Source organism: Cellulosimicrobium sp. NPDC055967, assembly GCF_042269845.1.
Lineage (GTDB): Bacteria > Actinomycetota > Actinomycetes > Actinomycetales > Cellulomonadaceae > Cellulosimicrobium.
This window is the reverse complement of the sequence record NZ_JBHJYJ010000017.1, coordinates 56,484-78,353: the sequence shown is the minus strand read 5'-3', so window position 1 is coordinate 78,353 and position 21,870 is coordinate 56,484. Positions and strand designations below refer to the sequence as shown.

General features: G+C 71.9%; 11 protein-coding genes. All 11 read right to left on the bottom strand.

The window, feature by feature from the left end; genetic code table 11:
- Positions 1–145: 145 nt before the first annotated feature.
- The gene (locus ACFC2L_RS17725) at positions 146–901 is read right to left on the bottom strand and encodes a hypothetical protein (RefSeq protein ID WP_375825661.1); all 756 of its coding nucleotides are present in this window, start codon (positions 899–901) and stop codon (positions 146–148) included.
- A 254-nt stretch (positions 902–1,155) separates the two neighbouring features.
- A complete protein-coding gene (locus ACFC2L_RS17720) occupies positions 1,156–6,738 on the bottom strand; it encodes a ThuA domain-containing protein (RefSeq protein WP_375825659.1) in 5,583 nt (1,860 codons plus the stop codon).
- A 105-nt stretch (positions 6,739–6,843) separates the two neighbouring features.
- Positions 6,844–7,743 carry a sugar phosphate isomerase/epimerase family protein gene (locus ACFC2L_RS17715; RefSeq protein WP_375825658.1) on the bottom strand — a complete coding sequence of 300 codons (900 nt, stop codon included), beginning with the start codon at positions 7,741–7,743 and terminating at the stop codon, positions 6,844–6,846.
- A gap of 233 nt (positions 7,744–7,976) precedes the next feature.
- Positions 7,977–9,206, bottom strand: coding sequence for a substrate-binding domain-containing protein (locus ACFC2L_RS17710; protein WP_375825657.1), 1,230 nt, complete (start codon positions 9,204–9,206; stop codon positions 7,977–7,979).
- A 146-nt stretch (positions 9,207–9,352) separates the two neighbouring features.
- Positions 9,353–10,435, bottom strand: a complete 1,083-nt coding sequence (locus ACFC2L_RS17705; RefSeq protein ID WP_375825656.1) for an ABC transporter permease — start codon at positions 10,433–10,435, stop codon at positions 9,353–9,355.
- The gene (locus tag ACFC2L_RS17700; protein ID WP_375825655.1) at positions 10,432–11,478 is read right to left on the bottom strand and encodes an ABC transporter permease; all 1,047 of its coding nucleotides are present in this window, start codon (positions 11,476–11,478) and stop codon (positions 10,432–10,434) included. The genes ACFC2L_RS17705 and ACFC2L_RS17700 overlap by 4 nt, the downstream gene beginning before the upstream one ends.
- Positions 11,475–13,148: a sugar ABC transporter ATP-binding protein gene (locus ACFC2L_RS17695; protein WP_375825654.1), complete on the bottom strand. Its 1,674-nt coding sequence runs from the start codon at positions 13,146–13,148 to the stop codon at positions 11,475–11,477. Before ACFC2L_RS17695 ends, ACFC2L_RS17700 begins: the two co-directional genes overlap by 4 nt.
- Positions 13,145–14,392 carry a Gfo/Idh/MocA family protein gene (locus ACFC2L_RS17690; RefSeq protein ID WP_375825653.1) on the bottom strand — a complete coding sequence of 416 codons (1,248 nt, stop codon included), beginning with the start codon at positions 14,390–14,392 and terminating at the stop codon, positions 13,145–13,147. Before ACFC2L_RS17690 ends, ACFC2L_RS17695 begins: the two co-directional genes overlap by 4 nt.
- A gap of 316 nt (positions 14,393–14,708) precedes the next feature.
- On the bottom strand, positions 14,709–15,710 hold the full coding sequence (locus tag ACFC2L_RS17685) for a sugar phosphate isomerase/epimerase family protein (RefSeq protein WP_375825652.1): 1,002 nt from the start codon (positions 15,708–15,710) through the stop codon (positions 14,709–14,711).
- A gap of 40 nt (positions 15,711–15,750) precedes the next feature.
- On the bottom strand, positions 15,751–16,497 hold the full coding sequence (locus ACFC2L_RS17680; RefSeq protein WP_375825651.1) for a hypothetical protein: 747 nt from the start codon (positions 16,495–16,497) through the stop codon (positions 15,751–15,753).
- A gap of 256 nt (positions 16,498–16,753) precedes the next feature.
- A complete protein-coding gene (locus ACFC2L_RS17675) occupies positions 16,754–21,745 on the bottom strand; it encodes a ThuA domain-containing protein (RefSeq protein WP_375825650.1) in 4,992 nt (1,663 codons plus the stop codon).
- Positions 21,746–21,870: the final 125 nt, after the last annotated feature.

The following is a 21,870-nucleotide window of genomic DNA, read 5'->3' as shown; positions in this document are numbered from 1 at the left end:
CCTCGTGGTGCGTCGTGGGGCGTCGTGGTCCGCGCGTCGTCGCGCGGGGCGCTCCGGTCAGGGTCCCGGTCGGGCTCGGCCTGCACCCCGGAGGGCGCCCGACCGGGAGGTCGGTGGGGCGGCCCGGTGGGCCGCGGGTGGCGGGTCAGTCGTCGTGCGCGTCCTCGTCGTCGTGGTCGTGACCGTCGCCCGGCCCGCCGTCGTGCCCGAGGTCGAGGCCGCCGTCGAGCGAGTCGTCCGGGTGCACGGGCAGGAACACGTGGACGTGCCCCTGTCCCCCGGCGGTCGAGCGCAGGTCGAGCTGGATCGCGGCGAGCCCCCAGGTGTCGACGGCGCGGGTGCGCAGCTCGCCGGCGAGGGCGTAGAGGTCCGTGGCCGCGGTCGGGTCGCTCGTGCCCGCGGCGGTCGCGAGGCGGACGGCGTCGAGCGAGTCGCCGACGAGCCGGAGCGAGGTGAGCATCCCGTTGCGGACGATGTTGTGCTCGGACGAGCCGCTCTGGAGCGACTCGGTCTCGGCAACGAGGCCGTCGACGGTCGCTCGCCACTCCGCGATCTCGGCCGGGTCGGCCGGGACCGCGGTCGAGCCGTCGACGGGGAGCACCGCGTGCAGCCCGTGCAGGACGGGGACGAGCTCGGTCTGCACGTGCTGGGCGTGCTCGATCGAGGCGACGAGGTTGTCGGCGTCGCGCGCCTCCTCGGCCGCCTCGAGCTCGGCGACGCGCGCCGGGTCGACGACGAACCCCTCGTCGGGCGCGGACGACGTCCCGCGCGTGAGCGACACGACGAGCGCGACCACCACCGCGACGACGGCGAGCGCGGCGAGGGCGAGCAGCACCCGGCGCCAGGGGTCGAGACCCGCGAACCACCGGCGCGCGCGGACGCGCGCCGGCGGTCGGGGCACGGGGCGGCCGGCACCGCCCCGGTCAGCCGGACGGGAGCGTGCGGGCGTCGTCGTCGGGCCGCCCGTGCGGCCGGAGCCCCTCCGGGCGTCCTGGGCCGTCGGCGTCCGGGACGCGGACGTCCGTCCTGCGGTGCGCTGTGCCACCTGTCGCTCCTGTCCGTGGTCGTCCCGCTCGGTGTGCGCCGGCCCGGCCGCGAGGCCGGGCCGGCGCGGTGGCCGGTGACGAGAGCGGGTCGCCCGTCACCGGCCCGCCGTCAGCCGCAGCTCACGGCGTCGTACGGCACCTCGATCTCGGTCGTGACGTCGCCGAGCGTCGCCGTGACCGTGGCCGTGCCCGCGTCGAACGACGTCGCACGCGACGCGAACGACTGGTAGGCGTTGCCGCCCACCTCGACCGCGCCGAACTCCTTGGAGCCGAACGGCGTGGTCAGGGTGATCGCGACGGGCGCCTCGTCGACGTTCGTCGCGCGGATCGCGAGGTACGCCTTGCCCGCGAGGCAGCGGGCGGACGCGGTGACCTCGACGTCGACCGTCGGCTCCGGCTCGGACTCCGTCGTGAGTCGGAACCAGTCGAACGCCACGGTGACCGGCGTCTCCTGCTCCGGGCCGATCGCCATGAGGCCGACCTTGGTCAGCGGCGCGTCGTTGGTCACCGGCGCGCCCAGCGGCGTCCAGGTCACCCCGCCGTCGCTGACCCAGCCCTGGTAGGTGCTCCCCACCTTCTCGAGGCGCACGTACCAGTAGCCCGACTCGGTCGAGCTGGCGAGCTCGAGCTGGCGGTTGCCGCCGTTGCCGAACTGGCCGCCCTTCTCGGAGACGAGCTCGGCGCCCAGCGTGAGGGCCGCACCCGGTGCGTTCTTCGCGAGCACGTCGGCCTTGACGTAGTTGTCGTCGTCGCCGTACGCGATGAGGCCCGCGAGCTGCCACCGGTGAACGAGCGGCGCCTTGAACCGCGTCTCGACGACCCAGTCACCCTCCGGAGCGGTCTGGAGGACGAAGTTGCGCGGGTCGCCGTTGTTCCCGGCGTTGATGTCGCCCGGCTGGGTCGTGATGCGCAGCTCGCCGTCGGCGACGGCGACCTTCGACCCGTCGTAACGGACGATCGCGTCCCAGCGGCAGCCGTCGAGGGCGTCGCCCTCGAACTCGTCGCTCGGCTCGCGCACGCCGTCGTCCGGCTCGCTCCCCGTGACGTGGACGTAGTCGACCTTCGCGACCGAGTCCGCGGTCGCCGTGTCGCCGCCCGCCATGACGCCGAACGTCGCGTCGGGCTTCACGGGCGCGGAGCCCGCGAGCGCCGTCCACGCCTGGCCGTCCGCCGAGTACGCCGCCGTGATGGCGGAGCCGTCCGAGACGAGGCGCAGGTGGATCGTCGACGGGAAGTCCGTCGCGACGTCCGTCTGGCCGTGCCACGTCCGGGAACCGCCGGTCTCGGTCTGGAACTCGAGGAAGCGGGCGCCGCTCTGGTTCTTGGTGAACGCGAGCTTGGTGTACTCGTCGTCGTTCACGTGGACCAGGAGTCCGGCGTGCTGCCAGTGTCGGGCGAGCGGGACCTCGAGCTTGGTCTCGAGCGTCCACGCCCCGGCGGGTGCGGACTGACCGAGGTAGCTGATCGGCCCGGTCTCGGTCTCGTTGATGTCGCCCTGCACGACCGGCAGGACGGCGTGGCCGTCGGCGACCGTGATCGGCTGGCCCTCGGCCTGGCGGACGACCGTCCACCGCGGGTCGAGAGCGTCGCCGTCGAACTCGTCGGACGAGTCGGCGAGGCACTGCGGCGGGTTCCCGCCGCCGGGCTCCTCGGTCTGCGGGTCGTCGTCGAACACGAAGTCCTGGAACTCGACCGCGCTCGTCGCCGACGTGCTGTGCGCCGTGACGAAGAGACCCACGTCCTGGACGGACGCCGCACCCGGCAGGGCCTGCGGCTCGCCGATCTGCGTGAAGTTCTCGCCGTCCTTGCTCCAGGAGGCCGTGTACAGGTCGCCGTCGCGCACGATCCGCACCCACGCGGGGTAGCTCGTCGTGCTCGCGCCGGTCGACGCCGTGAGCTGCCCGCTGGAGTTGCCGCGCAGCCACTCGAAGCCCCCGCTCGGGCGCATGCCCAGGGCCGCGTAGCCCTGCGAGTTCGCCGTCTGCGTGACGTCGTTGCGGACGATGATCCCGGCCTTGGCGGACCCGGCCGAGTTGCCCTGGCTGTTGATCTTCACGGTCGCCGACCAGTTCTCGTCGGCGCCCTGCTCGCGGTAGATGGTCGAGTACTCGTTGGTGCCCTGCCACATGTTCGCGCCGCCCGACGTGACGAGGTACTTGCCCTCGGCGAGCTGCTCGAACGTCCCGTTCGCGTTGGTGAAGGTCTTCATCCCCGCGAAGAGGTCGCCGACCTGGGCGAGGACGACGCGCGAGCGCGTGTACAGGCCCTTGTCGTTCGTGGCGACGGCGGTCAGCTCGTAGTAGTTGTCCGCCGTGGGGTTCCACGTGGCCTCGTACGGAGCCGTGTCGTCGACGCCGATCGACTCGCCGTCGACGAAGAACTCGACCTGGGTCACGGTGTTCTCGGTGTCGTCCGCCTCCGCGGTGACCGCCATCTCGCCCTGCTCGAGGCGGACGCCCGCCTCGGGGGACGTGATGCGGACCTGGGGACGGGTCGTGTCCGAGACGCCCTTGCCGTCGGCCTCGATGAAGTTGAGGCGACGCTCGCCCTCACCGGGGAAGACCACGTAGAGCGTGAACGGCTCCATCGGGTCGGTGACCTCGACGGCCACGTCCGTGAACGTGCCGAGCCCGGTCTGCGGGATCTCGGCCGTGCCGAGGAGCTCGCCGTCGGCCGCGTCACGACGCAGCTCGATCGTGCCCTCGGCCGCCGCCGCGACGCGCAGGTTCAGCGCCTGCACGCCGTAGAGGCTCACGGGGTCGTACGACGCCCAGGAACCGTTGGACCCGGTGATGACGGAGCCGCCGCCCTCGACGTCCCGGCTCGGGATCGTCGTGGTGCCCTGGGAGGTCGTGTGGAACTCCGCCTCGCGCTTCTTCGGGAAGATCAGCGTCGTGTCCGACCCGGTGAGCGCGGGCACGTCGCCCTCGCCGCCGCGGTCGGTGTAGCGCGCGTCGATCACGTAGAAGACGTTCATGTCCTCGCCATGGCCGCCGCCGAGGCTCGTCGCCACGGTGCCCGTGCGGCCGTGCAGCGGCTCGGCCGGGTGCGCGTGCGCGTCGTGCCCGAGCGCCGGCTGGATGATGACCTGCTCGTCGTCGATCTCGTCGCCCTCGGGCGAGTCCTCCGCGTCGGTCACCGACACGTCCCACGTGATGTCGTCGCCGAAGTTGAAGAACGAGCCGGTGGGCGGCAGGCCGAAGTCGACCTCGGGCCGCGTGTTGCCCACCGTGATCGGGACGGTCGCCGTGCCGACCTTGCCGGCGGGGTCGGTGACCGTGAGGCGTGCGTCGAAGACGCCGTTCTCGGTGTAGGTGTGGCTGGGCGCGGCGGACGTCGAGTCCGTGGTGCCGTCACCGTCGAAGTCCCACGCGTACGTGAGCTCCTCGCCCTCGGGGTCGGTGCTCCCCGTGCCGTCGAACGTCACCTCGAGCGGCGCGATACCGGAGTCCGGCGTCGCGACCGGCTTCGACACCGGCGAGCGCGAGCCCGACAGGTAGTCGATGCGGTGCAGGCCCGAGTTCGGGTTGTCGCGGCCGAAGCCGCCGCCCCAGTCGAGCACGTAGAGCGAGCCCTCGGGACCGAACTTGGACTCGATCGGCGCGAGGAACTGCTCCTGCGGGAGGAACGGGTTGACCTTCTCGACGTCGGTCGCGCCGGGCGCGGCCTCGGGGTCCTTGAGGTCGATCGTGTACATCTTGTTGCGGGCCCACTCGTAGAAGAAGGCCTTGCCGTCGTACGACGACGGGAACTTCGTGTCCGAGTCGAGCTCCGGGTCGAACTGGTAGAACGGGCCGCCCATGGGCGCGAGGCCGCCGCCGGCGTTGATGACGCCGGGGACGGACGAGCGCTGGTAGCCGTACCAGAGGTCCGCCGGCTGGGCCGCGGGCAGCTCGGTGAGGCCCGTGTTCTTCACGGAGTCGTTGACCGGGTTGTCGCAGTCGAAGAAGTCGCCCACGGTGACGGGGTTCGTCCGGTAGTCGACGTCGCGGAACGGCTCGTTGTTGCCCATGCACAGCGGCCAGCCGAAGAAGCCGGGCTCCTTGATGAGGTTCCACTCGGCGATGCCGGCCGGGCCGCGGTTGGCGAGGTTGTCCGACCCGTTGTCGGGCGAGTAGTCGGCGACGCCGAGGTTGCCCGTCTTCGCGTCGATCGTGAACCGGAACGGGTTGCGGAAGCCCATCGCGTAGATCTCCGGCAGCGTCTTCTCGGTGCCCGGGGCGAACAGGTTGCCCTCGGGGATCGAGTACGTGCCGTCGGCCTCGGGGTGGATGCGCAGGACCTTGCCGCGCAGGTCGTTCGTGTTCGCGGACGTCGCGCGCGCGTCGTGGAACGTGCCGTCGCGCTCCGAGATCGGCGCGTAGCCGCCCGACGGCTCGGAGTGCGGGTTCACGTCGTCGCCGACGCCGATGTACAGGTCACCGGTCTCGTGGTCGACGAGGAGGCCGCCGCCCGTGTGACCCGGCTCGTCGGGCAGGCGCCCGGCCGGGATCTCGAGGAGCACCTTCTCCGACGCCGGGTCGATCACCGTGGAGCCGGGCCCCTCGGAGGAGACCGTGAACCGCGAGACGCGGCTGAAGAAGTTCGCCGGGTCGGAGTCGTTCGAGCTCGCCGGCGCGTAGTACTGGTACAGGTACCCGTTCTCCGCGAAGTCCTTGTCGAGCGCGATGCCGAGCAGGCCGTCCTCGCCGCCCGAGTACACCGGGATGGTGATGGCGGTCGTGGTGTTCTGCGTCCGCGGGTCGTACACGCGGATCTGCCCGCGCACGAGCTCGGTGTAGAACACGCGGCCGTCGGGCGCGACGTCCATGCCGAAGGGCGCGCTCGTGTTGGAGTCGAGCGCGATCTTCTCGAACGAGCCCCAGTCGGTGCCGCCGCAGTCGCCCTCGACGAGGCCCGCGGCCCACTGCACACCGCCGACGATGTGCTGCACGAGGTCGGGCTCGTCGGTGTAGTGCGCCCCGAAGTGGCCCATGCCGGTCATCCAGGCGCGACCGCCGTCGTAGGGCTTGCACCACGAGATCGGGTGGTCGTAGCCCATCTTGTTGCTGCCCGCGTCGTACGTGGACTCGTCCATCGTGGCGAGCACGTGCGCGCTGCCGCGGACGTTGGCCGAGTAGTTGTACCACTCGTCCGCGCGCGTCCAGCGCTGGGACAGGTGCTCGGTCGACGGGTGCGTGCGGTCCTCGACGCGGACCGTGCCCGGCAGGCCGGGGCTGGTGCCGGTGGCGGCGTGACCGGGCATGAGCGCCCCGATCATGTCGTCCCACCAGTCGTAGCTGCCGCGCATGTCCGTGGCGTTGTGGATCGCGACGATGCCGCCGCCCGCCTGCTGGTAGCGCTCCAGCGCCGCCTTCTCGTCGGCGTTCCACGGGTCGCCCGACGTCTGGAACATGACCAGGGCGTCGTACTGCGCGAGGGTCTCGTCGTTGAAGACCGTCGAGTCCTCCGTGTGGTCGGACGCGATGCCGACCTCGGCGAACGCCGCCTCGAGCACCGGGGTGCCCTGCGTGATCGCCTCGCTGTGCCGGAACTGGGTCGTCTTGGTGAAGATGAGTACCTTGTGCTCTTCGTCCGCGGGGACGGGGTCGTCGGCGGCGCTGGCCATCGTGACGGGCGCGAGCGTGAACGCGAGCGCTCCGATGGTCAGTGCCGCGACGGACCTCGCCCTGCGTGGGCGTCGTGCGGTCATCGTGGTGCCTCCAGGGGCATGACGTGCGGACCCGGACGTCGTCGTCCGGGCAGGGTGGTCGTCATCCCGCGGCGTGCCGGCGCTGCGGTCGTGGGTCGACTACGGCTACGGGTGCTCCGGCGTGGGCATCAGTCCCTTCAGGTGGGCGAGGCCATCGACGGCGATGGCGTCCTGGGTCGGGGCCAGCGGCCGCCAGATGGAGGCGGCCGTGGCGATCGTCGCGTTGTCGGCCGTGAAGGACTCGATGACGAGGGGTCCGTCGTAGCCGGTCGCGTCGAGCGCGGCGAGGAGGGCGGGCCAGTCCAGGTGGTCGTTGCCGGGTGCGCCCCGGTCGTTGCCGCACACCTGGACGTGCGCGATGCGCTCGCCCGCGCGCGCGACCGCCGCGGGCAGGTCCGTCTCCTCGATGTTCATGTGGTAGAGGTCGAGCATGAGGCCGATCCCGGCCGCGGGCAGGCGCCGTACGACCTCCAGCCCCTGGTCGACGGTGTTGACGAGGCTCGTCTCGTAGCGGTTCAGCGGCTCGAGCCCGACGACGACGCCCGCCGCCATCGCGTGCTCGACGACCGGGGCCAGGTTCTCGGCGAGCTCGGAGTACGCCGCCTCGCGCTCGGCGGGGCTCAGCCGCCACGTGCGCCCGACCGACGCGTACGCCGGGCCGCCGATCACCGGGGCGCCGACCGTGCGCGCGACGTCGACGACGTGCCGCAGGTAGTCCTGCGTGGCGCGCACCGTCGCGGCGTCCGCGGCGACGAGCTCGCGACCCTCGCCCATGACGAGCGAGACGCTGGCGCCCAGGCCGTGGTCGGCGAGGACCCTCGCGGCGGTCGCCGGGTCCCAGTCCCCCGGGTTCTCCACGGGCAGCTCGAGCACGTCGAAGCCCCAGCCCGCGACCCGGGGCGCGATCCCGCGCAGCGCGTCGTCGGTGAGCGGGGAGGTCCAGACCCACGTGTTGACGCCGAGCGCGCGACGGCGCAGCGGCAGGGTCGGGGAAGGAAGAGCCACGTCGCTCTCTCTCGTCGGGTCCGAACGCACGGCCGTCCCGCCCGCGTGCCCGACGCCGCGGCGCACCTCCGCGCGGAGGTGCCGCCGCGTCGTCGGGCGGGCGGGGCGCCCGGCCGGTCGGACGACGACCGGGCGGCCCCTGGTGGCCCGACCGCGAGGGTCGGACCGGGTGGTTCTGCGGACCCATCAGGCCCGGCACGGACGACCGGACAGCGGTCCGGTCAGTGCTCCCGTCAGCGGTCGGTCCATGCCTCCGGGAAGCCCGGCAGGTCCTCGCCGCCGAACTTCGCGTAGTGCAGCGACGGCATGTCCTTGTTCGCCTCGAGGTACGCGTCCAGCTCCTCGGCGTCGATCGGCGACTGCGGCAGGACCCACTCGGACGGCACCTGCTCGCCGGCCCAGATCATCTGCGCCGCGAGGATCGGGGTGCGCCACTGGAAGTTCGAGTACACGGCGCCGAGGGCGGTCATGTCCGTGTCCTTCCACTTGCGCAGGAAGCTCATCTCGTCCTCGCCCATGAAGACCGGGTAGGGCTTGCCGGCGTCCTCGAACGCCTCGACCGCCGCGACGGCGCCGTCGCCCGCGTCCATCCAGATGCCGTCCACGTCCCCGCGCTGCAGGTACTGCGTGACGATGTCCTTGATCTTCGCGCCGTCACCACCGGTGAACTCCGCACCCACGACCTCGAGCTCGGAGTCGGAGAAGATCTTGTCCGCCGCGGCCCAGCGGTTCTCCAGCACGTCGACGCCGGGCAGGATGCGCAGCGCAAGCACCTTCGAACCCGGGTCCAGGTTCTCGACGAGGAACTCGGCGCCGTCGGCACCGTAGGCGTAGCCGCCGATCGGGTGGATGAACGTGACCATGCAGTCGGTGTTCACGCCGCGGTCGAACACGATGACCGGCTTGCCCGACTCGCACGCGGCCTCGACAGCGGGCGTGAGGGTCGCGGTGGTCGACGGCGAGATGACGATCGCGTCGCAGTCGCCGGCCGCGACGAACGCCTGGATGTCGGAGATCTGCTTGTTGTCGTCGTCGGCGGCGTCGGAGACGCGGAACTCGCCGATCACGCCCTCCTCGGTGAGGACGTCGACCTGCTGCTGCATGGTGATGAACCCGGTCACGCGCCACGGGTTGGACACCGACGCGTTCGAGAAGCACAGCGTCTTGCCGCCGCCCTCGCTCGCGTACTCGGCCGTGTCCACGTACTCGGGCTCGATCGCCTGGAGCCACGGCTGGTCGGCCGGGCCCTCGGGCACGACCTCGCGCTGGGCGAGCTGACGGTCGAAGTCCGCCTGGACGAACCACTCGGAGTCGGCGCCGCCGGACTCCTCGTCCGCGGGGCTCTCCTCGGCCGAGGTCTCGCCACCCTCGCCGGGGTCGGTGGGCGCGTCGGTCGTGCAGGCGGCCGTGAGGAACAGCGTGGCCACCGCCGCGCCGGCCAGGAGTGCTCGTGTACGTCGCATGTCCTTCTCTCCTTGAGGGTGAGACGTCGTCGTCCCGCATCGTGCGGGGGAAGGGGGTACAGCTCGGAAGGGTGGGGACTTCTTCAGGTGGGGTCGTCGGGCGTGGTCGAGGTCGCGCGGGCGGGAGTCCGCCGGGGCGCCGGTGCTCAGGCGTTCGCGGGGGCGGGCTCCTTCGGTGCGGGGGTCGGCCCCGCGGCAGGCGGGGCGTCGGGGGTGGACGCGCGGCGCCGCGACCGGCGCGGCAGCGCGGCGTAGGCGACGGCCGCGATGATGATCACGCCCTGCACGGCGGGCCGGATCGTCGACGGGAGGCTGAGCTGGTTGAACAGCGTGAACAGCGCCTCGAGCGTGAGCGCGCCGGCCATCGCGGCGATCACGGTGCCCCGCCCGCCGCCGAGCACGACGCCCCCGAGCACGACGGCCGTGATGGCCATGAACTCCAGGCCCTGCCCGACCTGCGCGGTGACGCCCGCGTAGCCGCCGATGAGGATCGCGGCGACCGTCGCCATGAAGCCCGAGAGGAGGAAGGCGCGCGTGCGCACCCACCAGACGGAGCTCCCGGCGTAGCCGGCCGCGACGTCGTTGTCGCCGGTGGCGACGAGCGTGCGGCCGAACGGGCGGCGCATGAGCAGCGCGGCGAGGACGCCGAGCACCACGACGACCATGAGCGCGTACGGCACCTGGAACTGGCCGGGCGTGTCGGGGATGCCCCCGCGTCCCCACTGCCGGAAGCCGTCGGTCAGCGCGCCCGTGGGGGCGCCGCCCGTCCAGAGCCGGATCGCGCCGTAGAGCACGAGCATCATGCCGAGCGTCGTGATGAACGACGGCACCTTGAGGAGCGTCGTCACGAGGCCGTTGACGAGGCCGACCGCGAGGCCGAAGACGATCATGAGCGCCATGACGGGCCACGTCATCGAGTCCTCGCCGTCCATGAGCTTCGCGGCGATGACGACCTGGGCGCCCACGAGCGACCCGACGGAGAGGTCGAACTCGCCCGAGACGATGACGAAGTACTGCCCGATCGCGAGGATGACCAGCGGCGCCGCCTTCTTGACGAAGGCCATGAGCGACATGGGCTCGCCGAACGACGGGTTCATCACGAGGATGACCGCGAAGACGAGCACGAGCAGCGCGAACACGGTCCAGCTCCCGCCCGCGGTGAGGCGCTCGAGCCAGCCGGCCCGCGGCGCGCGCGCGGGGATCGTCCGGCGCGTGGTGTCGGTGGTCATGCGGACGCACCTCCGGTGCGGGTCGGGCGGAAGCGGGCCCGGCTGCTTGCCGGGTCGATCTGGCGCCGGGCGTAGAGCGCGACGGCGGCGATGATGATGACGCCGCGCAGGACGTCCTTGAAGAACGGGTCGACGTCGAGGACGTTGAACACCGTGTCGAGCACCGCGAGGATGAGGACGCCGCCCACGGTCCCGACGATCGAGCCGCGCCCGCCCATGAGGAGCGTGCCGCCCAGCACGACGGCCGCGATCGAGTCGAGGTCGAGGCCGTAGGAGTACACGAGCGCGTTGCCGGTGCCGAAGCGCGCGGCGATGAGGAGCCCCGCGACGCCCGCGCAGACCGAGCACAGCACGTGCGCGAGGACCAGGGTCCGGTCGGTCCGGATGCCCGAGAGCCGCGCGACGTCGGTGTTCCCGCCGACCGCGAACATGTGGTAGCCCGGCCGGGTGCGCGTGAGGAGCACGACGCCGACCGCCGCGACGACCAGCATGACGATCGTCGAGACCGGCACCGGGCCGACGCGCGTGTACCCGAACATCTGGAACGAGGCGGGCACCTCGCCCGCCGGGCCCTTGAACTGCGTGTCGAGGTAGCCCTTGATGATGAGGCCGACGCCGAGCGTCGCGATGAACGCGTTGACGCGCAGCTTCGCGATGACGAGACCGTTGACCAGGCCGACGACCGCCGCGACGCCCACCGCCGCGAGGACGCCGAGCCAGACCCGCGACGGGTCGCCCGCCATGGTCGTCGCGCCGACGATCGAGCTGAGCGCCACGACGTACCCGACGGACAGGTCGAGCGACTTGCACAGGATCGCGAACGTCTGCCCGATCGCGACGAACCCGAGGAGGCTCGTCTGCGTGAGCATGTACGCCGTGTTCGCGGTGCTGAACAGGTTGCCGCCGCCGACCGCGACGAGGACGCCGGCGATCACGAGGATCCCGACGAGGGCGAGGTAGACGATCTCCGTCGACCCCAGGCGGCGCCGACGCGCGGGAGCGCGGCGCGCGGTGGGGGCGGCGGTCGCGACCGCGGTGCTCATCGGTCCTCCTGCGGGCCGTCGGTGGGGTGCTGGGCGGACGCGGGCGGTCCGTCCGGCGTGGTGGCGGGCTCGGCGCCCGGGAGGTCGTCGGCGTCGGCGAGAGCCTCGAGGTCGACCTGGACGTGCTCGCCCGAGGTGTCCTCCCCCGCGCCCGTGGCGAGGGCCATCACGGTCTCCTCGTCGCTGCCGGCGGGGAGCTCGCCCGCGAGGCGGCCGTCGCGCATGACGAGCACGCGGTCGGCCATCGCGACGACCTCGGGGAGCTCGGAGGAGATGAACAGGACGGCGACGCCGCTCGCGGTGAGCTCGCGCATGAGGTCGTAGACGGCGCGCTTGGCACCGACGTCGATGCCGCGCGTCGGCTCGTCGAGGACGATGACCTGCGGGTCGGTGACCAGCCACTTCGCGAGGACGACCTTCTGCTGGTTGCCGCCCGACAGGTACTGGACCTCGGCCTCCTGCGAGCTCGCGACGAGCTCGAGCGAGGAGAGGATGCCGGGGATGCGCTTCGCGCGGCGGTCCGCCTGGCCGGGCACGACGGCGTCGAGCACGAGCCGCGCGTTCGCGAGGATCGACTGCCCGAGCGCGAGGCCCTCCGCCTTGCGGTCCTCGGTGACGAGCGCGAGCCCGGCGCGCACCGCCTGGCGCGGCGAGCGCACGTCGACCGGCGTGCCGCCGACGAGCACGCGCCCGCGGGTGAAGCCCGCGATCCCGAAGATGCCGTGCGCGATCTCCGTGCGCCCCGAGCCCTGGAGGCCGGCGAGCGCGACGATCTCGCCCGCGCGCACCTCGAGCGACACGTCGTCGACCTGCGTGTTGCCGACGCCCTCGAGCGCGAGACGCACCTCGCCCGGGACGGTCGAGGGGTCCTTGTCCGGGAAGTACCCGGCGAAGTCGCGGCCGACCATCGTGCGCACGAGCCGGTCGGGGTCGATGTCCGCCGTCGGGGTCGTCAGGACGTGGTTGCCGTCCTTGAGCACCGTGATGGTGTCGCAGAGGTCGAAGATCTCCTTGAGGCGGTGCGACACGTAGAGGATCGCGACGCCGCGCTCCTTGAGCCGGTGGACGAGCTCGTAGAGCAGCTCGACCTCCTGGTCGGCGAGCGCCGCCGTCGGCTCGTCCATCGAGATGATGCGCGCGTCGTAGGACACGGCCTTGACGATCTCGACGATCTGCTGCTGCGCGACGGAGAGCGAGCCGACGCGCGTCCACGACGCGAGGCCGGTGAGGCCCAGGTCGGCGAGGAGCGCCGTCGTGTCCGCGTGCATCCGCCGGCGGTCGACGAGACCCGCACGACGCGGCTCGCGTCCGAGGTAGACGTTCTCGGCGACCGAGCGCTCGGGCAGGAGGTTGAACTCCTGGAAGACGGTCGAGACGCCCGCGTGCTGCGCCGCGAGCGGCGACGCGAAGGTGGTGTCCGCGCCGTCGAGCTCGATCGTGCCCGCGTCGGGGCGGTGCACGCCCGCGATGATCTTCATGAGCGTCGACTTGCCGGCGCCGTTCTCGCCGACGAGGGCGTGCACCTCGCCCGGCCGCACGTCGAGGTCGATGCCGCGCAGCACGGAGTTGCCGAAGAACTCCTTGCCGATGCCGCGCAGCCGCAGGATCGGCCCGTCGCCGCCCTCCCCCGCCGTCGGCGGCCGAGGTTCGCGCGTGGTCGTCGCGGTCATGCCGGTACCTCCACCCAGCCGCCCGAGCGCACCGACTCGCCCACGGCCGCGGCGAGGCGGGCGGCGCGCAGGCCGTCGTCGAACGTGGGCAGGCCGTCCGGGACGTCGCCGCGGATCGCCGCCGCCGTGTCGCCGACGAGCGCGTCGAAGCAGTCCTGGTAGCCCTGGGCGTGCCCGGCGGGCAGGCGCGAGTAGCGGGCGGCGGCCGGGGAGAGCGTCTCGGGGTCGCGCACGAGGAGGCGCGACCCGTCGCGGCGGCCCTCCCACAGCATCTCCGGCTGCTCCTGGTCGAACGACAGCGTCGACTCCGAGCCGGAGATCTCGAGGTAGAGGCGGTTCTTGCGGCCCGCCGACACCTGGGAGATGACCGCGGTCCCGAGCGCCCCGCCGTCCGTCACGTACTGGAGCGTGACGGCGTCCTCGGTCGCCACCGCGTGCACGACGCCGTCCGCCCCCCGGCGGTGCGGGTTGACGGTGGCCGACTGCGCGACGAGCCGGGCGATGCGGTGCCCGGTGGTGAACTCCAGCAGGTCGCAGAAGTGGGAGCCGATGTCCCCGAAGGCCCGGCTCGCACCGCCGAGCGCGGGGTCGACGCGCCAGTTGTCGTCCGAGTCCCGCAGGAGCCAGTCCTGCAGGTACGAGCCGTGCACGAGCGAGACGGTGCCGACCTCGCCGCGGCGCACGCGCTCGCGCGCCTCGCGCACCATGGCGTGGAACCGGTAGGTGAACGGCACGACGGCGACCCGGCCGTCGGCGGCCCGCGCCTCGGCGGCCAGCCCCGCGAGCTCGACCGCGCCCTCGACGTCGGTCGCGAGCGGCTTCTCGCACACCACGTGCTTCCCCGCCGCGAGCGCTGCGCGGGCGAGGGGGACGTGCAGGTGGTTGGGCGTGCACACGTGCACGACGTCGACCTCGGGGTCGGCGAGCAGCTCCTCCGCCGTGGCGACGGCACGCTCGGCCCCGAGGCCAGGCGCGGCCGCGCGGGCGATCTCGAGGTCCGCGGCCGCGACGCTCACGACCCGACCGCCACCGGTGCGCACGGCCCGCGCGTGGACGCCACCCATGAATCCCGCACCGAGGATCCCCGCGCGGTAGCCGGAGGCCGGCAGACCGCCCTCGTCGGGAGCGCTGGCGGGGAAGGTCGAACGGGCGGCAGGGGCCCCTGTCGTGGTCGCTCCGGGGAGGTGGGCACCCGGGTCCAGCACCGGGGTACGCACGTCCTGCGCGACGTCGTCGGCTCGCATGGATGACAACGTAGGGGCACTTTTGTCGAGCGTCAAGCAAAAGCCGAACATTGCTCGTCACGGTTGTATAACCCAGCCGCGAAACAAATGTGAAGGATCACATGGCTGCGGCCAGCGGCGACGCGGACGACGCGTGACGACGCGTGACGACGCGTGACGACGCGTGACGACGCGTGACGACGCGTGACGACGCGACGACGGCCGGACGCGGGCACGCCACCGCCCCCGGCCGTCGAGGGGCCGGGGGCGGTGGCGTGTCGGACTGCTCTCCCCCACCCGTCGGCCGGCCGCGCCGGCCGACGGGAGACTGTGCGTGCTACTTGGTCGAGAACGCGGCGTCGAAGGCCGCGTCCGGAGCGTCGAAGGCGTACTTCTTGACGAACGCGAGCGCCTCGGGCGCGCCGACCAGGCGGTCCATCCCGGCGTCCTCCCACTCCACGGAGATGGGGCCCTGGTAGCCGATCGTGTTGAGCATGCGGAACGCGTCCTCCCACGGCACGTCGCCGTGGCCCGTCGAGATGAAGTCCCAGCCGCGGCGCGGGTCCGCCCAGGCGAGGTGCGAGCCCATGCGGCCGTTGCGGCCGTTGTGCATCCGCTTCTTCGTGTCCTTGCAGTCCACGTGGTAGATGCGGTCCTTGAAGTCCCACAGGAAGCTCACCGGGTCGAGGTCCTGCCACACCATGTGGCTCGGGTCCCAGTTGAGGCCGAACGCCTCGCGGTGCCCGATCGCCTCGAGCGTGCGGACCGTCGTCCAGTAGTCGTACGCGATCTCGCTCGGGTGGACCTCGTGGGCGAACTTCACGCCGACCTCGTCGAAGACGTCGAGGATCGGGTTCCACCGGTCGGCGAAGTCCTGGTAGCCGGCGTCGATCGCCTCCTGCGAGACCGGCGGGAACATCGCGACGTACTTCCAGATCGCCGAGCCCGTGAAGCCCACGACCGTCTTCACGCCCAGCTTCGCGGCGAGGCGCGCGGTGTGCTTCATCTCCTCGGCGGCGCGCTGGCGCACGCCCTCGGGGTCGCCGTCGCCCCACACCACGTCCGGGAGGATGTCGCGGTGGCGCTGGTCGATCGGGTCGTCGCAGACGGCCTGGCCCTTGAGGTGGTTCGAGATCGCGTAGACCTTGAGGTCGTACTTGGCGAGGAGGTCGAGCTTGCCCTGGACGTACTCGTCGTCGTCCCAGCGCCACGGGTCGAGGTGGTCTCCCCAGCAGGCGATCTCCAGCCCGTCGTAGCCCCAGCCGGACGCGAGCCGCGCCACCTCCTCGAACGGCAGGTCGGCCCACTGCCCGGTGAAGAGGGTGATCGGTCGTGCCATGGTCGTGTCTCCTTCGGTCGTTCTCGGTTCGCGCCCGGGGTCACCGGGCGGACGTGCTGGTCAGGGATCGGGGCTTGCCGTCCGACGCCTCGGTGGCGGCAGCAGCGCGCGAGCGGCGGCGGACGACGAGGTAGCCGCCGGCGAGGAGGAGCACGGCGACCACGGCGACCGCGATCCACACGCCCGCGCCGCCTCCCGTCGACTCCTCGTCCGCGGTGCCGGACCCGTCGGCCGCGGCGTCGGCGTCCTCGGCGGCGCCCTCCCCCTCGGCGCCCGCCCCGTCCTCGGCACCCGCCGCGGCCTCGTCGTCCGCGTGCGGGGCCGGCTCGGGCAGGGGCACGACGTCGACCTGCGCGGACGAGGTCGCCTCCGACGGGTGCGTGATCGTGGCGGTGAGGGTCCAGTTGCCCTCGGCGAGGACGCCGGGCTCGGACGTGTACCAGCCGACGCCCTCCGACGCCGAGGAGAGGGTGAGGGGGCCGACGGTCTCGCCGGCCGCGGACTGCGCGGTCACGGAGACGTCGGCCGCCTCCTCGACCGGGTGGCCGTCGAGCTTCCAGGTCAGGTTGGCGGAGATGCCGCCCTCCCCGTCGGTGCCGAGGGAGATCACGACGTCGCCGCCGTGCGCGGCCGCGGGGGCCGCGACGCCCAGCAGCGCGACGGCGGCGCCGAGCAGCACACCGAGCGCCGCGGTGAGAAGAGCGCGCGCCCCGACCCGGGATCGGGTGCGGGAGCTGGTGCTGGTGCCGCTGCTGGTGCCGCGGGGCTGCGGGGACGTGCGGGACATCGGGTCATCACCTCGTCGTGGTCCGTGGGTGGCTCCGGGGCCGACGGTGGTCGTCGGTCCCCGGGGTGCCCCGGCGCCTGGGCCGGAGCGCCCGTTCCCGGGCGCCGGGGCCGGAGACCCGGGGGTCTCCGTCGTGCTCGTCGTGCGGGCAGCGTACGGTCGGCCCGGCCGATGGGCCGCCCGTCCGCCGAGCGCCCGCACGCCGAGCGCGGTGCCCGGCGGGCCGGTGCTCAGGGCACCGGCCCGCCGGAACCTGTCAGGAGCAGGCCCGGGCGGCGTAGTCCGCCGTCCCGGAGAACGTCCTCCCCTCGGCGTCGGTCGCGGTCACCGTCACGGTGCCGGCGTCGATCCCTGCCGCCCGCGACGCGAACGACTGGTAGGCGTTCGCACCGGGCGCCACGTCCGCGAACTCCTTCGACCCGTACGGGGTCTCGAGAGTGATCGCGACCGGGACCGCGTCGTCGTTCGTCGCGCGGACCGCGACGAACACCTTGCCGGCCATGCAGCGCGTCTCCGCGGTGATGGTCACCGCGATCGGCTCGACGTCGTCGCCGACCACCCGGAAGTAGTCGAACGACGCCGCCGCACCGGTGTCGGCCGCCGCACCGAGGGCGAAGAGACCGACCTGGGCGTCCGCCGCGGGAGCGTTCGTCACGCTCTGGTCGAACGTGGTCCAGGTATCGCCGTCGGCGCTGTACGCACCGGTGAACGTGTCACCGGAGCGGGTCAGGCGCAGGTGCCACACGTCGCCCGTGAGGCTCGACGACTGGGGCTGCGGGTTCTGCACGACCCCGGCGACCTCGCTGCGCAGCTCGATCCGGGCGTTCTTGGCCTGGCCCGCCTGGTTGTCGACCACGTAGTCGAGCTTGACGTAGTTGTCGTCGTCGCCGTAGACGAGCAGACCGCCCTGCTGGTACTGACGGTCGAGCGCCGAGCCGTCGACGACGGTCTCGATGGTCCACTCCTCGCCCGGCTGGTCCTGCAGCACGATGTTCGGCACAGGACGGTTGTCGGTCCCGTAGATGTCCGTCGGCGTCGTGTCGATCTGCAGGGAGCCGTCCACCACGCGGTAGCCGGTCGGGTCCTCGCGGACGATCGACCAGCGGCACGCGTCGAGGGCGCTGCCGTCGAACTCGTCGTCCGGCCCGGGGGCGGACGCCGTGTCGTCGGGCGTGATGGAGAACCAGTCGAACTCGGCGTCGATCACGGGGGACGCGGTGTTGTTCCCCTTGAACGACACGAGGCCGATCTTCGCGTTCTCCAGGTCGGCGATCGACTTGGTCTCCGACATCGTCGTGAAGTCGACGCCGTCGGCCGAGTAGGCCGCCTGGAGGTTCTCCCCGTTGCTGACGAACCGGACGTAGACCGTGTCCGGGTAGTCCGCCCCGAGGTTCGCCGTGTTGGACGCGCTGACCTCGTTCGGCTGGGCGTTCTCCTCACGGATGAACTGGAAGATCCGGGTCGCCGGGTCCGCGGACTGCGAACGACCCTGGAGCACCATCTTCGCGTAGTTGTCCTGGTCCTCCCAGATCACCAGACCGGCCTGCTGGTACTGCTGGCGAGCCGGCAGCGTGAGCTTGGCCGTGGCCGTGAACGGCCCGTCCGGCAGGTCCTGGAGCACCAGGTTCGGCACCGTGGTGTTGTCCGTGCCGTAGAAGTCGGTCGCCGTCGTCGGGATGACGAGGTTGCCGTCCCGCACGACCAGGTTCTGGTCGCGGTTGAGCACCGACCACCGGCTCTCGTCGAGGTCCGCGCCGAGGAAGTCGTCCGAGCGACCCGAGAAGCACATCCCCGGTCCCGTCTGCGACGCCTTCACCGTCACGGTCGTGTACTCCACCGAGTACGCACCGCGCTCGTCGGAGGCCCGCACCTGGAGCCGGTACGTGCCCGGCTGGTCGTACGTGACCTCGAACGAGTCGGTCCCGTCGACGAACCCGTCACCGAGTCCCGCGTCCCACGCGAAGGTGATCGCGTCGTCCTCGGGGTCGGAGGCGGTCGCCGTCGCGGTCACCGTCAGCGGGGCGGTGCCCGTCGTCGGAGTGACCTCGAACGAGTCGATGGTCGGGCGCTCGTTGTCCGTGACGCCGCGGCCGTCGAACTCGAGCCAGTTGACGTTGGCCTGGCCGGACGTCAGGACGAAGTAGAGCGTGCCGGTACCCGAGGGCACGTCGGTCAGCTCGGTCGAGACGTTCGTGTAGGCCTGCCAGTCACCGGTTCCGGGGACCTGGACGGACCCGATCTCCGGGCCGTCCGCGGCGTTCCACCGGACGGAGATCGTGGCGTTGCTCGGCGATGCCGCGCGCAGCGCGATCGAGTCGACCTCGTGGAGCGAGATCGGGTCGTAGGCCCACCAGTCACCCGGCTCGATGTAGCCGATGTTCTGGCCACCGCCGGCCGTGTCGCTCGTCGTCTCGCGCTGCACGCCCGGGTCGCCCGTGCTCGTGGAGCCCTCGAGGCGACCGGTGGAGGTGAAGAACTCCGCCTGGAGCAGCTTGGGCTGCAGCACCTGGAGGTCGTTCGCCGTGAGCGGGGCACCGGCGGCGCCACCGTCGTCCGTGTACGACGCCTCGATGACCCAGAAGATGTTCGACTCGATGCCGTGGCCCTCGTCGCGCGCCGTCTGGAAGACGCCCTCACAACCGCCGAGCACGTCCATCGGGTGCGCGTGCGAGTCGTGGCCGAGCGACGTCGAGAGCTCGACCTGGCTGCAGTCGACCTCACCGTCGGGGTCGTCGACCGCGATCTCGTACCGGACCTGGTCGCCCCACTGGAAGAACCCGCCGTTGTCGGGGAACGTGATGGAGATCGTCGGCGCCTCGTTGCCGACGACGACCGACACGTTCGCCACGCCCGTCTGGCCCTGGGCGTCCGTCGCCACGAGCTGGGCGGTGTAGCTGCCGTTCTCCGTGTACGTGTGGACCGGGTTGGCCTCGGTCGACGGCTCCGACCCGTCGCCGAACGTCCACTGCAGGGTCAGCGCGTCTCCGGCCGGGTGGCGCGTGCCCTCCGAGGAGAACTGCACCGTGAGCGGTGCGTGACCGCTCGTCACGTCGGCGCTCGCCCGCGCGATCGGCGACGGGTTGCCCTTGACGTAGTTGACCTTGTAGATGCCGCTCGAGTCGTTGTCGCCGCCGAAGCCCGAGCCCCAGTCGACGACGTAGAGCGCGCCGTCAGGACCGAAGTCGAAGTCCATCGCACGGTCGAAACCGGCGCTCGGGTCGAAGATCTTCGGCATGACGCGGTTGATGTCGACGATGTCGTCGCGCTTCTCGCCGTCGAGCTGGATCGAGTACAGCTTGCCCTGGTTCCACTCGCCCAGGAACGCCTTGCCGTCCCAGTACTCGGGCCACTGGACGTCGGAGTCGAGCTCCGGGTCGAACTGGTAGACGGGACCACCCATGGGCGCACCGCCGCCGCCGATCTCCGGGAAGTCCGGGTTGCCGGCGTAGTTGTACCAGATCTCGGCCTCGATGGCCGGGGGCAGCTGGGTCAGGCCAGTGTTGTTCGGTGACTGGTTGACCGGACCCTCGGCGCAGTTGAACGCCGCGCCGGACTGGCCGGTCGCGAAGTTGTACTTGAGGTAGTCCGCGTTCGCCCCGGTGCAGTACGGCCACCCGTAGAAGCCGGGCTCGCTGACGACGTTCCACTCGACCGTGTTGCCTGGACCGCGAGACGGGTTCGCACTGCCCGCGTCGGGGCCGTAGTCACCCACGAGGATGTTGCCGGAGTAGGGGTCCACGCCGATGCGGAACGGGTTGCGGAAGCCCATCGCGAAGATCTCCGGACGCGTCTTGTCGTCCGTGTCGGCCGCCTCGTCGAAGAGGTTGCCCTCGGGGACGGTGTACGTCCCGTCAGCCTCCGGGTGGATGCGCAGGACCTTGCCGCGCAGGTCGTTGGTGTTGGCCGACGAACGCTGGGCGTCGTAGTCCTGACGACCGGCGCGCTCGTCGTGCGGCGAGTAGCCGCCCGACTCGAACGGGTTGGTGTTGTCGCCCGTCGCGAGGATCAGGTTGCCGTCCTCGTCGAAGACCATGTCACCGCCGGCGTGGCAGCACGTGTTGCGCTGCGTCGTGACGGTGAGGACCTTCTTCTCCGTGGCCTGGTCGATGGTGCCCGTGGCCGGGTCGAAGTCGAACCGCGAGATCCGGTTGTGCGGGCCGTCGGTGCCGACGTTCGCCGGAGCCCAGTAGGTGTAGACCCACCCGTTCTCCGAGAAGGCCGGGTCGAGGACGAGACCGAGCAGACCGTCCTCGTTGGCGGTGGTCACGGGGAGGGTCGTCGCGGTGTGCGTCGTGTTGGTCGACGGGTCGATGACCTGCACGCGGCCGTCACGCTCGGCGTAGAACACCGTGCCGTCGTCCGCGACGTCCAGGACCATCGGGTTGCGCGTCTCCTCGTCGAGCGCGATCTGCTCGTAGCTCGCGGACTGCGTCGCCGCGCAGTCGGACGCCACGGCGCCCGCGGCCGTCTGGATGCCGCCCAGCAGGTGCTGGAGGAAGTCCGGGTCGGCGTACGACTCGTCGGTGTGGCCACCGCCGGTGTACCAGGACCGGCCACCCTCGTAGACCTGGCACCAGGCGGTCGGGTGCTCGGCGCCCATCGCGCCGCCACCCGCGTTGTACGTGGTCTCGTCGAGGCTCGCGAGCACGTGCACCGTGTCGCGGGGGTTGGTGCGGAAGTTGTACCACTCGTCGAACCGCTCCCACCGTGAGGGCAGGTGGGCCGTCGACTCGTGGACGTGGTCCTCGACCTTGACGGTCGCGGTCTGGTTCTGGGGGTGAGCGCTGAAGTACGCGCCGACCAGCCCGCCGTACCAGGGCCAGTCGTACTCGGTGTCGGACGCCGCGTGGATGCCCGCGTACCCGCCCCCGTTCTGGATGTAGCGCTCGAACGCGGCCTGCTGGTCGTCGTTGAGGACGTCGCCGGTCGTGGACAGCCACACGACGGCTTCGTACTGCGCGAGGTTGTCGTCCGTGAACGCTCCCGCGTCCTCGGTCGCGGTGACCTCGAAGTTGTTCTCGGCACCGAGCTGCTGGATCGCGGCGATGCCCGCGGGGATCGACCCGTGGCGGAAGCCACCGGTCTTGCTGAAGACGAGCACGTCGAACGGTTCGGCGTCCGCGGCCGTGACGACGGGCGCCGCCGCGACGCCCGTGGGCACCGGTGCGGCGGTCGCCGACGTCGCCGCCGCCATGGTCAGGGGGAGAGCGACCGCTGCCGCGGCAGCTGCCGCGACCGTCCGCCTCAAGGCGAGCGATCCTCCTAGCACGTTTCTCACAAGGTCTCCTCGTCGAGATGGGGAATCAGTGCTGCGCTCCGCCGGGTGCCGCCATCGGCCGGCCGCCGTCCCGGGATCTTCGACCGGCAATTTTG

Coding starts and splice junctions, on each gene's coding strand:
- ACFC2L_RS17690 (WP_375825653.1), bottom strand. CDS start 14,392: ATGCGAGCCGACGACGTCGCGCAGGACGTGCGTACCCCGGTGCTGGAC.
- ACFC2L_RS17700 (WP_375825655.1), bottom strand. CDS start 11,478: ATGAGCACCGCGGTCGCGACCGCCGCCCCCACCGCGCGCCGCGCTCCC.
- ACFC2L_RS17705 (WP_375825656.1), bottom strand. CDS start 10,435: ATGACCACCGACACCACGCGCCGGACGATCCCCGCGCGCGCGCCGCGG.
- ACFC2L_RS17720 (WP_375825659.1), bottom strand. CDS start 6,738: ATGACCGCACGACGCCCACGCAGGGCGAGGTCCGTCGCGGCACTGACC.
- ACFC2L_RS17710 (WP_375825657.1), bottom strand. CDS start 9,206: ATGCGACGTACACGAGCACTCCTGGCCGGCGCGGCGGTGGCCACGCTG.
- ACFC2L_RS17695 (WP_375825654.1), bottom strand. CDS start 13,148: ATGACCGCGACGACCACGCGCGAACCTCGGCCGCCGACGGCGGGGGAG.
- ACFC2L_RS17680 (WP_375825651.1), bottom strand. CDS start 16,497: ATGTCCCGCACGTCCCCGCAGCCCCGCGGCACCAGCAGCGGCACCAGC.
- ACFC2L_RS17685 (WP_375825652.1), bottom strand. CDS start 15,710: ATGGCACGACCGATCACCCTCTTCACCGGGCAGTGGGCCGACCTGCCG.